Below are 14,800 nucleotides of genomic sequence, written 5' to 3' on the forward strand. Positions count from 1 at the left end.
GGCCAGCGTGGTTTAACGGGGCGCTTAAGATCAAGATCACAAGCAGATCAAGAGCGGCTCGCTTCGCATCGTGGTTACCGTTGGCTGCTACAACCTACAAAATTGTGTAGATACCTATGCTGGACAGTCAGATAGACCGCATCAGGGCTCAGGCAAGCAGCGAATACACCAACGCCGTAATGGCAACCAAACCAACCGCAGTCACAAACACATTCGACGCCTGCCCACGGTACTTGGCCATGGCCGGCACCTTGCGGATGGCGTACATCGGCATCAGGAACAGAATCGACGCGATCACCGGCCCACCCAGGGTCTCGATCATGCCAAGGATACTCGGGTTGAGCGTGGCGACGATCCAGCACACCACCAACATGAAGGCTGCGGTCATGCGGTCCAGGGTCTTGGGTGCCGGGCGGCGGCCAGTCTTGACCACCAGGCCCTTGAGGCCCTCGCTGGCGCCGATGTAGTGGCCCAGGAACGACTTGGCAATCGCCACGAACGCAATCAACGGTGCGGCAAAGGCAATCGTCGGGTTATCGAAGTGGTTGGCCAGGTACGACAGGATCGACAGGTTCTGCGCTTTCGCTTCGGCCAACTGTGCGGGCGACAGGGTCAGCACGCAACTGAACACAAAGAACAGCACCATCGCCACCATCAGCAGGTGCGCGCGGGAGAGGATCTGCGAACTGCGCTCCTCGGCGTTTGCGCCGTACTGGCGCTTCTGGTCCACCGCGAAGGCCGAGATGATCGGCGAGTGGTTGAACGAGAACACCATCACCGGAATAGCCAGCCATAGCGTATTGAGCAGCGCCGACGGTGCCGGCACCTCAGTGGCGGTGCTGAGAATGCCACCATTCCAGTGCGGCACCAGGTACACGGCCAGGAACAGCAAGGCCACAATAAACGGGTACACCATCAAGCTCATGGCCTTGACGATCACTTGCTCGCCGCAACGCACCACGGCCAGCAAACCCAGGATCAACACAAACGCCAGGATGGCCCGGGGCGGCGGCAGGATATGCAGCTGGTGCTCCATGAAGCTGCTGACGGTATTGGTCAGCGCCACGCTGTAGATCAGCAGGATCGGGAAGATCGCAAAGAAGTACAGCAAGGTGATCAGCGCACCGGCCTTGATACCGAAATGCTCTTCAACCACGTCGGTGATGTCGGAACCTTCACGGCCGGACAGCACGAAACGGGTCAGCCCCCGGTGGGCAAAGAACGTCATCGGGAAGGCCAGCAACGCCAGGATCACCAGCGGCCAGAAGCCCCCCAGGCCCGCGTTGATAGGCAAGAACAAAGTACCGGCGCCAATGGCGGTACCGAATAGCCCGAGCATCCAGGTAGTGTCCTGGCGGCTCCAGCTTGTGAGCGTTGCAGGTGTCGTTGCATAGCGTTCGTCGACGCTATTGGCCTGATCATTCATCCGGTCGGATCTCCGCATTCACACGGCCAGCACGAGTCAGAAAAACCTGACAGGCAGCGCCCTGGCCGAAACAAGGGCCGGATTGTCCGGGATTCTCTTGGAGAAGCAAAGACTTAGCTGAGCAATGGTTAGGCGGTGCAGCCGTTCAGAGGCCGCCCTGAGGGGAGGATTTGGATGACTGAGGAGCCGTACAAAAAATAGCTCTTTCCCTTTAACGCACTCAACATACAAGAAGAGTCCGACAACAAGTTCAGAAGTAACTTCCTTCAAAAGCATATTATTACTCATACAACACCTCAACTGTTACAGAACCATACACAGCTATTGAGCTTGCACAAACTCACAAACTAATATCTTCGCGCACCTAACTAAAAGACGATAGCAACACTTAGTTAACGCTCAAGGAGTTTGACAATGCGAAGACTCACCCTTGCAATTACCGGCCTGCTCTTTGCAGGCTTATTAGGCACACCTGCCACTTACGCCAAGCCTGTTGAACCCGAGGCGGACATACGTGCCCTGGCCTCTTCGCCCCAATGGCTGACCACCCGAGTCTATATAGAGGGTGAGCCAGAAAACGACGTCAAGGCCCAGTACCCCGGCGTGGTGGGTATATCGATGTGGGACCCGCAGCGCAATCGTTATGAGTTCTTCTACACCGATACGGGGCGCTCGAAACACCCCGACGGTGGGGGCGGCTATTTCCTGGTCACTGGCGACAAACAGACCCACATCCTGGTGCCTGACCTTGGCCCGCACCGCACTATCGTCAGAAGGCTGGAAAAACTGGACAGCACCGAGTTCACGTATTCTCGCGAAGTTCCTCGCGACATGGTAGCGACCAACCCTCCCGTTAGAATTTACGTTGTACATGCCCCTTACACAGGGCCGATAAAGACTCAACTGTCAAACTAGTTGAATACCTTCTTTATATCCAGCCATAAAAACCAACAACAAACGAGGCACTTCATGATAAAGCCATATGCTTCATTCAAATCGCTATTAATGCCTGCACTGCTGGCAGCCGTGCTGTTACCCAGCGCAACTACGCTACAGGCCAACACGACACTGCCCACTAAAAGCATCGCCACCACGCCCGATAACACCGTCATGTTGACCGTGTTTCTTAAACACGACCAATCACGCCCCCTGAGCGAATTGAAAGCCCAGCTGGCCAAGCAGGAATTTCATAAAGTCTTCCCGCCGGAAGGTGTCGAAGTCGTCAGCTGGAATATCACCATGGGTATCGGGCAAGTCATCGTGCTGCGTTTACCGGCGTCGCGCCTGGCCCAAGTCAACCTGGCCATCGAGAACACGGCGTGGGGCGTCTACAAGACAGAATTCTTCCCGACCTACGATTTCATGCCGATCGCGCAAAGAGAGCGAGCCCAGGCACGGTAAACGGGGACTGCGCAGGAGCTGGCGCACTCGCTAAGTGGCCGAGGTGCCCAGGTTTGGATTGCGCAGCTCGCCTTGTATGGCGTTCTGCGCAATAGCCAGTTTTTCTAACAATTCAGAGGTCTCGTGGGCCGTCAGCGCCATAAGTGGGAGGTCCCAGTCATAGTTCTTGATGACGTTTATCCGAAAACCACCCGCCGCATCAAATTCTGGGTACCAACCCACATCCAGTAATAATCCCCCAGCGAACTCCACCTGGAGCATATCTTCCTTTAACAGATCGACCTGCTTGGCCACTGCAATATCCTGCAGGTGCGACAGATCGTCATGGGTGACTGTGCCACCGGTAAAGTTAAGCGAGATCAATTTGTTAACCTCCTGAATTCCTGTTCAGAAATCGGGTGACCATGAATAGCACCAGCGCTGAGCTCTATCCGCACCCAGCGGCTGAGTTTGCCATGGCTGGCCCCAATGCAATGGGAGAACTCCATCACTTTCCAAGGTTTTCCATTGGTAGTGGGTGTTCCGTTTTTATAAGCCTCCCTTTCAAGCTTTTCAATAGCGATACCTGGCCTGTACTTGGCGGGGCCAATCAGCGTACTGGCGATCACTGTTCTCCAGGGAACCTGGGCTGAGGGGCAGTGTTTGTAACCATACGGTGTCCATTGGATCTCTTGGGGTGGGGCAGGAACAGGCATCCATGTCGTCTCTGCTGGCGGGAAAGTCATTGAAGTCTTGCGCAAAAAAACGGGCGCGGATGGACGGTCTTTAAAATCAGACGGGCCTTACGAGCGAGGAAATTTTTCCATCTCAATAAAACGCTCTGTCTTACAAATCCCGCATACTCATGCTCTCAAATCCTTCAGGAAGAGCCTTGCGATGCCCACCACTGTTCTGGTCCTGGTTGAAACCATCAACGAATACCTGCAAATCATCGAAAGCAGTGACTTTCATGTGATCCTGGCGCCGACGCCCGCTGAACGCGCGCAGGCGATCAAGGCCCATGGTGGGCAGATCCAGGCTGTGCTGACCCGTGGCCCGCTGGGGCTTTACGCCGAGGAAATCGCCGCACTGCCCCTGCTGGAGATCATTTGCGTGATCGGTGCCGGCTACGAGCATGTAGACCTGCAGGCGGCGAGCAACCGTGGGATTGTGGTCACCAACGGCGCTGGCGTAAACGCCCCTTCAGTGGCTGATCACGCCATGGCGTTGTTGCTATCACTGGTGCGTGGCATTCCCCAGACAGATGCGGCGGTACGGCGCGGCGAATGGCCGAAGGTGATGCGCCCTTCCATCAGCGGTAAACACCTGGGGATTGTCGGGCTGGGCGCGGTGGGCATGGAGATTGCGCGGCGCGCCGCCCTGGGGTTCGGCATGGAGGTGAGTTATCACAACCGCCAACCCCGCGATGACGTGGATTACACCTACTGTGCGACGGCCGTGGAGCTGGCGCGCACCTCGGACTTCCTGGTGCTGGCCACGCCCGGCGGTGCCAGCACTCGCCACCTGATCGACCGCCACGCTCTGGACGCCCTGGGGCCGCACGGTTTTCTGATCAATATTGGCCGCGGCAGCGTGGTGGTGACCGCCGACCTGGTCGCCGCGCTGGAACAGCGACGCATCGGCGGCGCCGCGCTGGACGTATTTGACGATGAACCCGCAGTGCCCGATGCCCTCAAGCGCCTGAGCAATACCGTGCTGACGTCCCACGTGGCCGGGCTGTCCCCGGAAGCGGTCCATGACACGGTGCAGCGCGTCGCTGACAACCTGGTGGAATACTTTGCCGGCCGCCCCGTGCTTACACCGGTAGCCTTGCCAGCGCCGGCAAAATGACCGATCAGGCACGCTGATCACGCTTCAACACGCTAACCTATTAAGCCGCCCCGACCTTGTCGCTGGGCGGGTGTGCGCATTAGATTAGGAAATAGTCCAAGGCCTTTAGAATAAGCAGAAGGGATAAGCATGGCGCTGAACGACCAATCGACCCAGATTCGCCCAGGCGAAGAACTTGATGCCAGCCTGATCGATCCCTACCTCAAGGCCCATATCCCGGGCTTGGATGGCACGCCCACCATCAGCCAGTTTCCGGGCGGTGCGTCGAACCTGACCTACCTGCTGGAATACCCCGGCCAGGAATTTGTGCTGCGTCGCCCACCGTTTGGCCACAAGGCCAAGTCTGCCCACGACATGGGCCGCGAATACCGCATTCTCAACCAGCTTAAAGATGGCTTCCCGTACTGCCCCAAAGCCTATGTGCACTGCACCGATGAATCGGTGATTGGTGCCGAGTTCTATGTGATGGAGCGCGTCAACGGCATCATCCTGCGGTCCGACCTGCCGGCTGAACTGGGCCTGGACGCCACCCGCACCGAAGCCTTGTGCAAAAGCTTTATCGACAAATTCGTCGAACTGCACCAGGTCGACTACACCGCCTGCGGCCTGGCCGACCTGGGCAAGCCCGAAGGCTACGTGGCGCGGCAGATTCGCGGCTGGAGCGAGCGCTATGAAAAAGCCCTGACGCCCGATGCACCAAAGTGGGAGGCGGTACGCGCCTGGCTCAACGACAAGATGCCAGCCGATCACCCCACCTCCAGCATCGTGCACAACGATTACCGCTTCGACAACGTGATCCTCGACCCGCACAACCCGATGCAGATCATCGGCGTGCTGGACTGGGAACTCACCACCCTGGGCGACCCGCTGATGGACCTGGGCAACACCCTCGCCTACTGGATCGAGGCCGCGGACCCGGCCCCAGTGCAACTGATGCGCCGCCAGCCGAGCAACGCCCCCGGCATGCTCACCCGCCGCCAGTTTGTCGACTACTACGCCGAGCGCTCCGGCATCCAGATCGACAATTTCGATTTCTATTACACCTACGGCCTGTTCCGCCTGGCCGGGATTGTGCAGCAGATTTACTACCGCTTCTTCCATGGCCAGACCCAGGACAAACGCTTCGCGCAGTTCATCCACATGAACAAACTGCTGGAGCAGATGAGCCTGAATGTCATCGGCAAATCAGCGCTCTGAGTGCAACTACAAGGAACCCTCATGTCCAAGACCAACCTGTTCGACCTCGACGGCAAGATTGCGTTTGTTTCCGGCGCCAGCCGTGGCATCGGTGAGGCCATCGCCAAGTTACTGGCCCAGCAAGGTGCCCATGTGATTGTCTCCAGCCGTAAGCTGGAGGGCTGCCAGCACGTGGCTGATGCGATCATCGCCGACGGCGGCAAAGCCACGGCCATTGCCTGCCATATTGGTGAAATGGAGCAGATCACCCAGGTGTTCGCCGGCATCCGCGAACAGTTCGGCCGCCTGGATATCCTGGTCAACAACGCCGCCACCAACCCGCAGTTCTGCAACGTACTGGACACCGACCTGGGTGCATTCCAGAAGACCGTTGATGTGAATATCCGTGGCTACTTCTTCATGTCGGTGGAAGCCGGCAAGCTGATGCGCGAGAACGGCGGCGGCAGCATCATCAACGTGGCCTCGATCAACGGCATCTCGCCGGGCGTGTTCCAGGGCATCTACTCGGTGACCAAGGCCGCCGTGATCAACATGACCAAAGTATTTGCCAAGGAATGTGCCGCCTTTGGCATCCGTTGCAATGCCCTGCTGCCGGGCCTGACCGATACCAAGTTCGCCTCGGCGCTGGTCAAGAACGATTCGATCCTGAAAATGGCCTTGGCGCAAATCCCGCTCAAGCGCGTCGCCGCCCCCAGCGAAATGGCCGGTGCGGTGCTGTACCTGGCCAGTGACGCGTCAAGCTACACCACCGGCGTTTCGCTGAATGTGGACGGTGGTTTCTTGTCCTGAAGCCACAGGCGCCGCCGGTGGCAGACGGGCTGGCCCGTTTGCCATCAGGCACGCACAGCGCTCATATCGATCTTGAACAACACCAGCTTGCCGTCTGGCAAGGTTGCACCAATCACTTTGAACAGCCGTTGACGCCTCAGCGCCTCCTCGACCACCTGTCCGGCGCCTGGATCATTTGCATCCAGCCTGCTTAAAACCCTCGCAACCCAACCATCTTCCATCTGGTAATCAGGATTGACCTTGGCCATGCTGGTGCTGCCGCTTTTGGCATGCTTGACCTCAAGCACATAAACATCATCCGCTGGCCCTTTGAACACCAGATCAAAACCATTCTGACCACCGCCATAAGTTCCACCAGGAATGATTCGATAGCCATCGTTTTCAAGCAGCGCTTGGTACATTTTTTCGTTGGCCTGCCCCCGCAATATATTTTCATCGGTGGTATTCAGGGCCTTCCATTGATCAAGCAGCTGTTGCTCATCTGGGGTCCTCTGCCGTTGGGGATAGTAAAGCTGGTCGTTCTGGAGAACGGCGCCCACATTGATCCCTCCCTCTCGTCGTGGGGCAACGGTGGCCATGCCCTGAAAGGGATCGAACTGCACGATGCCCAGGGGTAATGCTGTGCGCTCGGCCCTGGCGCGCATCCCGAGCAGCAGACGGTCATAGGGATAACCATGGCGCCAGATGTGCGCATCGATCAAGCGATCTCGATACTGCACCGGCGCGTTGCGAATATGGGCGTTGTCGAATGCAATCATCTGCCGCGCATACTGGCGCATGTAGCAGTACGTCTGCTTGTCCATGGTCGACATCAAGCCCTGGCTCATGTCACTGGTAACAGCGCTGTAACCCAGGCGCTTGCGCGCAGCGCTGATGATATCGCCAATACTGTCCAGGCGCATTTCGGGTACCCACGACGCCCGGCTGCCACCGGTATCCAGAAAAATACCGGGCAGGCCGCTTTGTGCGGCAGCGACTAGTTGATACTTATTTCTGGCGCTATCGACCTGGATGCGAGCCAGTACATTGCCTATATACAGATAGGTGGCAGCCGGGTCGCCGTGGATCTGAACCATGCCGTCTTCGGCAATGGCGCCACTCACCACCCACTTGCCACGGTCATTAAACCGGTGGAGTTTGCTCATGCCCACCCGATAGTAGTCCAACGAAAATTGCGTATCGCCGTAGTAGGTCTGCCCGCCAATGAGATAGTTCTTTTTTCCCGGGATGACAGCCCCTTGCGTTGCGCCCGCACCACTGGCGTCATAGCTGTGCAAATCCCACTGTGGGTCCAGGCGCACGCTTGCAGGCGTGGGACTGGGCATCGACATGGCGCGGGAATGTGTTGCAGGCGTCGAACTTGTCCAAGTGCAAGCTCCAGCCATCCGCTGCACAACAGCAGAGCTGGCCGCCAACTGATAAGGCAAACGTGGGTGATAACCCCCACTTGCCGGGTCGTAGACCACTTGCACTGTTTCTCCGGTGGTCAGGTCGACATAACTGCGACCACCCGCATGACGAACGCCCTCGGCATCCGCGGCGCCAAGCGTATCGCCGGTCACCAGCACAGCCTGCGGCGGCGTAGGCCCTGGCACATCCAAAGCACTTATTTGCGGTATCCCGTACCTATCGGCATCGGCGAATTGCGCACGTAGCGTGCCTTGATTAACCGCTGCGGCACTGCGACTCGGCGCGCCGTAATCCCTGACCATAAAGGTGTCGGCACCCGAGCCCACACGCGAGGAAGAACCTGAGGCAGTTCGGGGCGAGTTAGTATTCTGTTGCATGAAAAAGTCCTTTTGAATTGATGCTCACGCAACCCGCGTGAACCGCAGGTCCGACGACGTAACGTTACGCTGGGGTTCCAGGTCCGCTCCCCAACAGTCGCGACCTGCGTCGTAATGAATGCCCGATACCGTACCGTCCTTCAGCGCCAGGCCGATCACACGCAGCTGGCGCACCATCAACGTCGCCCACTGGCGAGAGCGGCGCAGCGCGCCGAACACTGCGTCTACGGTTGCGTATGGCGCAGCGTCCAGTTGCGCCAGATAAACAGCGCCCAGGTCCTGTCGGATGTCGTACTGCTCGCCCTGTTGGGTGTGCACGCTGACCTGTTCCAGCGGCACCGAAGGGTCTGTCATCGGTGGCAGGCTCACAGTCACACTGCCGACCTTCAATGTGTCGTTGGTCAGTACGATATGCCGTTGCTCGATCAGTTCGCCAAGGCTTGCAGTGTTGATTAGCCAAAACGATGCATTCGACTGTTTCGCCAGTGCGCCCGGCGTGGACAGGCAAATTGTTGAACCGGTGCTGGGCACCACTTCATAAGTGGAGGCCCGCCCCAGCAACGCGTACGACTTCTGGTAATGCGGCGGTGCCGGGATCACGATTTTCTGAGGCACCGACTGCAACCAGACACCTTTGGCGCTGTGCGGCCGAAAAAACGGATGGGTGCCTACACGCTTGACCAGAGCCGAACGGCCGTCGAAGGTATTGAAACCAGGCGAAGCACGGTCTTGGGCGTAAGTTTGCTGAGCAGCCTGAACCCGATAGGAGACGCCATCGTTCATGACCAGTTCGAATCGACAATCAAGCTTCAAGCTGACCGCAATGATGTTGGACGTCACGTTGGTGCGCGTCGAAGATCGATCGCTGGCGTAGTTGGCGAGAACCAATTGCCCGCCATCGGTGAATGTGAGGGTCAACCTCACATCGCTGTAGGTCAGCGAATCGAAATGACCAACCCGGCGCAAGGTCACACGGTATTCGGCCAAGGCTTGCAGCAGCTCGCGCGACGAGTAATCCACGTACAACATGCAAGCCGTGGTGTCGCCTTTGAGGCGAACAGCCACCTCCTTCCTGCTCGGCCCACGCTCAATGAAACAGCGGCTCGAACGCCCATAGGGCACCACGAACTCTCCGGCGCTCAGCACCTTGTCCATAGTGAGATCCTGGCCACCTGCTCGCACGGCAACCGCGACGCTGACATCTTCCTCGCCAGCCAATACAGGTGTGAGGATCGGCTCAAGCATGTAGCCGTCTTGCGTGACAAACAGCAGGTTGTGCGTGTTCAACCGCCGCTGGCTGTCGCTGCGCGTATACAGCTGCTCAAGCCTGATCACGTGCTGTGGCAGTTCGCCGTCCTCGCCGCGCCAGACTACAATAACCAGCGCGCACTCTTGGATACGCCAACTGGCGATCGCAGCCAATGGCCAGCGCATTTCAATCACAGCACCTTCCGCCCAGTCCTGATCCTTAAGGGTCACGGTGCCGCGGTTGCGGGCAATGACGTAGCGATCCTTGCCCGCGCCCCCATCGACCCATGCGTTGGCGCCCAGCACTACCACCGTATCATTACCATCTCCTGCCTCGACACGATCATTATCACCCTCGGCGATCACCGTATTGGCCTGGGCCGAACCTTTGACATGGTTGGCAACGCCAGCCGGAGTCGAGACGTTTTCAATCGAATCCAGGCTAATCGAGTGATGAGGCGTCGGGGTGCCGAGGTCTTTGCGCCGAGCAACAGTGCCTGCCTGCAGATCAATGGCATAACCCTGCGCCCCTTCCTGATAGGTTGCCGAGTTGGACAGATTGAGCGTATCGCTGCCGGCCCCGCCATACAGTTCACTGACCGGGCCATTCGCGAGCGCTGCATCCAGTGTGCCCGCCGGTATCTCATACGTGAACACATCAGCTTTCGCGCCGCCGGTGAGTTGCTTGTGGCCTGCGCCGAACTGAAAAATATTCGGGTTGTCGGTCAAGCCTTTGACCTTGTCGTTACCGCCCCCCAGTCGCCAGAGCACAGCAGCATTCACCCATTGACTGCCAGACACCACGCCTGGAATCTGGTCAACCGGGGTGTTTGAAGCATCCACATCGTCATCCAGGTCAACGACCGTTGGTTCATTGGTGTCGATGTAGGCATCCTCGCCCTCGGCTTCATTCCATCGACGCTTCCAATGGCGTACCGGATTCAGGCGTACCTCAAACCGGCCATTTACCACCGCCTGCACGGTGCCCTTGAGCGCACCCATCAGCCAGGCTTCGGCCTGGCTTGTCAGTTGCTGCGCATGCTGCTTTTGCATTTTTGCCAGAACGTACCGGTCACGCACGTCTCGCTGCGGCTCCCGGCCTTGAAACGCCAACCACCCGGCCTGCAGGCGCTCAACGATACTCAGCTCGATGTAATCATCAATTTCATCCACCTGACGAACCGCAGAATAGAGCTGCATCCCCAGCATCAACACCACAGCTGCAGCGATACCCAGCGGGCCGGCAACGCTGAAACCGGCCGCTGCTGCAACACTGAGGATCACGCTGATGCTTGCCCCCAGGATAGTGAAGCCGGCGCTCACGTAATGGTCCAGTGCTTCTTTGCCGGTACTTTTCGCCGCTTTGGAAAGCGATTTCTGGGCACTGATGATGTCAAAAGGCAGGGTCAGTACCAAGGCAAACAGGCTCGCGCCCCGCTGCATGATCTTGCCCAACGTACTGGCGTTAAAGCCCGCGAACACCTTCCGACCGTTTTCCAGCATCCGCTTGCCGAACCGCTCAAGCGCCAGCTCCAGTGCCTCCCCCGTCAGATTGGCGAACAGCTCAGCACCGGTGACTACCGTCTCGTCGATGTCGCCAGTCTTGATCGCATCGGTCAACGCGCTGATTGCACTGTAATACCCGTAAACCCCAAGCCCGGCGCCTATCAACGCCAGGCTTCGGCTTTTCTTCGGCTCTACCCATTGAGGCATCCCTTCCAACTGCGACACTTGGTTGAGGTTGGTTTTTTGCACCTTGCACAGCAGGCTGTCGAGCTTGTCCATTGCCCCCGAATGCTCGCCACCCGCCTCAGGCAGCAGCAATGGCGGGGCCTGTACCGAGCGCAACGCCGCGAACTCGAATAATAGAGCAGCGCTGCTGCCGCTGACCGAATCTGCGGTGCTTAAATAGCGCTGCAGCTCAGGCACCGAGAAACGTATCGAATCAAGCAGCGTCTGATCGGCCTCGCGCACGTCCAAGTGTCTGGCTCTCAGGGGCTTGCCCGACATGCTGGCGCCCATGGCGGCCAGGTCCGCGCGCTGAAGAGTCAGCTCTCCAACAATCAGCGGGCCCAAGCGCTGATCGAGCGCGAGCAAAGTCGGATACCTTTTCTTTGCAGGTGGTTCGCTTGTCGCCATGAGTCTTATTCCCTATGCCATACCATTGAATAACGCTGGCTGCAGGCATCCAGAGCCTGCAACAGGGACATGATCGCGGCCAACGCGCTCTTTGCAGCTGTAGATGTCTATGCGTGCGGACGATTTACACAGAGATCCTTTTGAGCCCGCATTACGAGCGAGTAACCTTGGCGCCGAGCCAAACCTTGGGAGCAAACATGGAACTGCACGTAGTCATCAATGGCCGCAAGGACCTGGCCGAACAGCTCTACCAGCAGTTGCGCGAAGCCATCGCCACCGGGCGGCTGTCGGCAGGCGCACAGCTGCCCCCCAGCCGACTGCTCGCCGAACAACTGGGCATCTCGCGCAAGACGGTGTCGGATACCTACGCCACCTTGACCTATGAGGGCCTGCTGGTTGGCAAGATCGGCCGCGGCACTTTCGTCAATGCGTGGGCGCCGCAACCCGACCGCGTGCAAACCGCCACCGACCTGGCGTGCGCCGCCAACCTGGGCAAATGGGCCGCACTGCCCTCGCCCATGGGCCACCCCGCCCGTGACGATATCCTGCGCTACGAATTTATCGGCGGTGCGACGACACGCCACCACTTCCCCCAGGACGAATGGCGGCGTTGTACCCAGGATGCGTTGCGTCGTATCGCCCAGAACAGTGGTTTTTACAGCCAGCCAGAAGGCGTGCCCGCCCTGCGCGAAGCCATCGCCGGGCATATTGCGTTTTCTCGCGGGGTCAAATGCGGGGCCCGCGATATCGTGGTCACCAACGGGGCACAGCAGGCGCTGGACCTGATTGCCCGCGTGGTGCTTGAGCCCGGCAGCCTGGTCGCGATGGAAGACCCTGGCTACAGCCCCGCACGCCAATTGTTCGTCGCGATGGGCGCCAATGTTGCCAGTGTGGCCGTCGACAAAGAGGGCCTGCAGGTCGACCAGATCCCGGATGGCACCCGCTTGATCTATGTGACGCCGTCCCACCAATTCCCCCTTGGCATGCCCATGAGCCAGGCGCGGCGCGAGGCCCTGCTGGACCGCGCCATTGCGCTCGGCGCGATCATCATTGAAGACGATTACGACAGCGAATTCCGCTACGAAGGCCGCCCCACTGACTCCCTGCAAAGCATGGATACCCGAGGCGTGGTCACCTACGTCGGCACCTTCTCCAAAACCCTGTCGCCGGAGTTACGCCTGGGCTATGCGGTGCTGCCGCCGGCCATCTACGGCGCGGTGCTCAAGGCCAAGAAACTGACCGACCAGCACAGCGCTACCTTGCCGCAGTGGGCACTGGCCAAGTTCATCAGCGAAGGCTACCTGCTCAAGCATATTCGTCGCTGTCACAGCCTCTATGCGGGGCGTCGCGAACGCATATTGCAGCGTCTGGCGGGCGATCTGTCACCGTGGTTCGAGGCCGTGCCTACGGTGGCCGGCTTTCACCTGGCGGCCCTGTGCAAGGTGCCGGTGAATATTCCCTTACTGATGGAACGGGCGCGTGAGGTCGAGGTGGGGTTGTATCCCCTGGACGTGTTCTTTCACGACCTGCCGGTGCGCTCGGGGCTGATTCTGGGGTTCGGTGCCATCGAGACCCTGGACATTGACCCGGCGCTGGACAAGGTCCGCGATATTCTCTTGCAGATTGGCTAGGCGGTTTTCCGGCGCATTGGTCATTGGTGGCAGGCCCTCTGCGGCGTAGGGTGAAGCGGTCTTGAACCCGATGGAACCCTCCTCATGAAACGCTTATTCGCTGCCACACTGATGCTCGCCTCCCTCAGTGCATTTGCCCACGACCCGGTCTACAACCAGGAAACGCTCAAGGTGCTGCAAGAGCACGCCTTGACCAACGTGCCGGGCAAGAAAACCATCATGCTCACCGTGGACTACGCCCCCGGCCAAGCCACCGTGCCCCACAGCCACACCGGCACCGCCGTGGCGTATGTGCTCGAAGGCCAGATCACCTCGCGGGTCAATGATGAAAAGGCGATCACCTACAAAACCGGGCAATCGTTCTACGAGCCGGCCGGTTCGCGGCATTTTGAGTCAAGCAATGCCAGCCAGACCCAACCGGCCAAACTGCTGGTGGTGATGGTGCTGGATGACAAGGCTGAGGTACTCACCCCACTTCCCAAATAATCAGCAACACAACAAAACCCCTGTGGGAGCTGGCTTGCCTGCGATAGCGGTGGGCCAGTAAAAGATGAGCTGGCTGATACACCGCTATCGCAGGCAAGCCAGCTCCCACAGTTTCAACCGTGTCTGGTCAGGGACGTTTGAACAGGTTGCGCAGGTGTTCAATACGCGAGCGGCACTCGCAACCCTCCAAGTGGTCATTAACCATCCCCATCGCCTGCATCAACGCATACATCGTGGTCGGGCCGACAAAGGTCCAGCCGCGCTTCTTCAAGGCTTTCGATAACCGTACCGAAGCGGGTGACGTTGGATTGGCCGTCCAGTAAGCCATATCCACCACTGCCGGCCGCTCTTCTGCGCAGGGCTCAAACGCCCACAGCCAGCGCGCCAGCGAGCCGGTCTCCTCCACCAGTTCACAGGCCCGGCGTGCATTGTTGATGGCCGAGACGATCTTCGCGCGATTGCGCACAATGCCCGGGTCGCTCATCAACCGCTCGATGTCCGCCTCGCCGTACTGCGCCACCCGGCGAAAATCAAAGCCCTCGAACGCCTGGCGAAAGTTTTCGCGCTTGCGCAGGATGGTGATCCACGCCATCCCCGCCTGAAACCCCTCCAGGCAGATCTTCTCGTACAGCGCGATGTCATCCGCCACCGGCACGCCCCACTCGTGGTCGTGGTAATGCAGGTACGCAGGCGCTGCAGTGCGCCAGGCGCAATAGATGCGCCCTGCTTCGTCGGTTGTCAGCCCTGGTTGGTCCATCCATCACCTCGTATGCCGAAGGCGATGATACGCAAAAAAAATTAATCCCCGCCAACCGCTCAAGCATCGTGCTTATCGACCAACTGGTCAGACCGGGACCTGCCAACCG

The 14,800-nt window shown here is 58.9% G+C and carries 13 protein-coding genes; 7 read left to right on the forward strand and 6 right to left on the reverse strand.

From position 1 onward, the window contains the following. Positions 1-148 precede the first annotated feature (148 nt). The gene (locus tag QK296_RS16305) at positions 149-1,426 is read right to left on the reverse strand and encodes a serine/threonine transporter (RefSeq protein ID WP_169855312.1); all 1,278 of its coding nucleotides are present in this window, start codon (positions 1,424-1,426) and stop codon (positions 149-151) included. Between the two features lie 414 nt (positions 1,427-1,840). Here QK296_RS16305 and QK296_RS16310 point away from each other — a divergent pair, with 414 nt between their 5' ends. Together QK296_RS16310 and QK296_RS16315 are read left to right on the forward strand one after the other, a co-directional pair. Beyond that, entirely contained in the window at positions 1,841-2,341 is a 501-nt protein-coding gene (locus QK296_RS16310; protein ID WP_094774609.1) for a DUF4822 domain-containing protein, read from the forward strand. Positions 2,342-2,431: 90 nt separating this feature from the next. Beyond that, the gene (locus QK296_RS16315; protein WP_169855371.1) at positions 2,432-2,827 is read left to right on the forward strand and encodes a hypothetical protein; all 396 of its coding nucleotides are present in this window, start codon (positions 2,432-2,434) and stop codon (positions 2,825-2,827) included. 30 nt (positions 2,828-2,857) lie between these two features. Here the strand turns inward: QK296_RS16315 and QK296_RS16320 are convergent, their stop codons facing one another. Next, complete coding sequence (locus QK296_RS16320; RefSeq protein WP_169855311.1) at positions 2,858-3,190, reverse strand: hypothetical protein; 333 nt, start codon at positions 3,188-3,190, stop codon at positions 2,858-2,860. Then, a complete protein-coding gene (locus QK296_RS16325; RefSeq protein WP_052439800.1) occupies positions 3,187-3,435 on the reverse strand; it encodes a hypothetical protein in 249 nt (82 codons plus the stop codon). The genes QK296_RS16320 and QK296_RS16325 overlap by 4 nt, the downstream gene beginning before the upstream one ends. Positions 3,436-3,703: 268 nt before the next feature. Here QK296_RS16325 and QK296_RS16330 point away from each other — a divergent pair, with 268 nt between their 5' ends. The 3 genes from QK296_RS16330 (at position 3,704) to QK296_RS16340 (ending at position 6,643) form a co-directional block, all read left to right on the forward strand. Then, positions 3,704-4,657 (forward strand): 2-hydroxyacid dehydrogenase, encoded by a 954-nt coding sequence (locus tag QK296_RS16330; protein ID WP_003190818.1) that lies wholly within the window; start codon positions 3,704-3,706, stop codon positions 4,655-4,657. A 129-nt stretch (positions 4,658-4,786) separates the two neighbouring features. Beyond that, a complete protein-coding gene (locus QK296_RS16335) occupies positions 4,787-5,854 on the forward strand; it encodes a phosphotransferase family protein (RefSeq protein WP_056784620.1) in 1,068 nt (355 codons plus the stop codon). Between the two features lie 21 nt (positions 5,855-5,875). Then, on the forward strand, positions 5,876-6,643 hold the full coding sequence (locus QK296_RS16340) for an SDR family oxidoreductase (RefSeq protein WP_003190816.1): 768 nt from the start codon (positions 5,876-5,878) through the stop codon (positions 6,641-6,643). A 44-nt stretch (positions 6,644-6,687) separates the two neighbouring features. Here QK296_RS16340 and QK296_RS16345 read toward each other — a convergent pair whose 3' ends face one another. Together QK296_RS16345 and QK296_RS16350 are read right to left on the reverse strand one after the other, a co-directional pair. After that, positions 6,688-8,430, reverse strand: a complete 1,743-nt coding sequence (locus QK296_RS16345) for a hypothetical protein (RefSeq protein WP_003190814.1) — start codon at positions 8,428-8,430, stop codon at positions 6,688-6,690. A gap of 24 nt (positions 8,431-8,454) precedes the next feature. Then, on the reverse strand, positions 8,455-11,817 hold the full coding sequence (locus QK296_RS16350) for a calcium-binding protein (protein ID WP_169855310.1): 3,363 nt from the start codon (positions 11,815-11,817) through the stop codon (positions 8,455-8,457). A 197-nt stretch (positions 11,818-12,014) separates the two neighbouring features. Between QK296_RS16350 and QK296_RS16355 the strand changes: the two genes are divergently transcribed. Beyond that, positions 12,015-13,448, forward strand: coding sequence for a PLP-dependent aminotransferase family protein (locus tag QK296_RS16355; RefSeq protein WP_057709871.1), 1,434 nt, complete (start codon positions 12,015-12,017; stop codon positions 13,446-13,448). Between the two features lie 84 nt (positions 13,449-13,532). Next, positions 13,533-13,934: a cupin domain-containing protein gene (locus QK296_RS16360; RefSeq protein WP_034135435.1), complete on the forward strand. Its 402-nt coding sequence runs from the start codon at positions 13,533-13,535 to the stop codon at positions 13,932-13,934. A gap of 127 nt (positions 13,935-14,061) precedes the next feature. Here the strand turns inward: QK296_RS16360 and QK296_RS16365 are convergent, their stop codons facing one another. Further along, entirely contained in the window at positions 14,062-14,691 is a 630-nt protein-coding gene (locus QK296_RS16365; protein ID WP_003190809.1) for a DNA-3-methyladenine glycosylase I, read from the reverse strand. Positions 14,692-14,800: the final 109 nt, after the last annotated feature.

Origin of the sequence: Pseudomonas sp. AL10, assembly GCF_029960685.1 — a bacterium.
Lineage (GTDB): Bacteria > Pseudomonadota > Gammaproteobacteria > Pseudomonadales > Pseudomonadaceae > Aquipseudomonas > Aquipseudomonas lactis.

What these genes read in the sequence shown, in the direction of transcription:
- QK296_RS16305 (WP_169855312.1), bottom strand. Translation starts at nt 1,426, where the DNA reads ATGAATGATCAGGCCAATAGCGTCGACGAACGCTATGCAACGACACCT.
- QK296_RS16310 (WP_094774609.1), top strand. Translation starts at nt 1,841, where the DNA reads ATGCGAAGACTCACCCTTGCAATTACCGGCCTGCTCTTTGCAGGCTTA.
- QK296_RS16315 (WP_169855371.1), top strand. Translation starts at nt 2,432, where the DNA reads ATGCCTGCACTGCTGGCAGCCGTGCTGTTACCCAGCGCAACTACGCTA.
- QK296_RS16330 (WP_003190818.1), top strand. Translation starts at nt 3,704, where the DNA reads ATGCCCACCACTGTTCTGGTCCTGGTTGAAACCATCAACGAATACCTG.
- QK296_RS16335 (WP_056784620.1), top strand. Translation starts at nt 4,787, where the DNA reads ATGGCGCTGAACGACCAATCGACCCAGATTCGCCCAGGCGAAGAACTT.
- QK296_RS16340 (WP_003190816.1), top strand. Translation starts at nt 5,876, where the DNA reads ATGTCCAAGACCAACCTGTTCGACCTCGACGGCAAGATTGCGTTTGTT.
- QK296_RS16345 (WP_003190814.1), bottom strand. Translation starts at nt 8,430, where the DNA reads ATGCAACAGAATACTAACTCGCCCCGAACTGCCTCAGGTTCTTCCTCG.
- QK296_RS16350 (WP_169855310.1), bottom strand. Translation starts at nt 11,817, where the DNA reads ATGGCGACAAGCGAACCACCTGCAAAGAAAAGGTATCCGACTTTGCTC.
- QK296_RS16355 (WP_057709871.1), top strand. Translation starts at nt 12,015, where the DNA reads ATGGAACTGCACGTAGTCATCAATGGCCGCAAGGACCTGGCCGAACAG.
- QK296_RS16360 (WP_034135435.1), top strand. Translation starts at nt 13,533, where the DNA reads ATGAAACGCTTATTCGCTGCCACACTGATGCTCGCCTCCCTCAGTGCA.
- QK296_RS16365 (WP_003190809.1), bottom strand. Translation starts at nt 14,691, where the DNA reads ATGGACCAACCAGGGCTGACAACCGACGAAGCAGGGCGCATCTATTGC.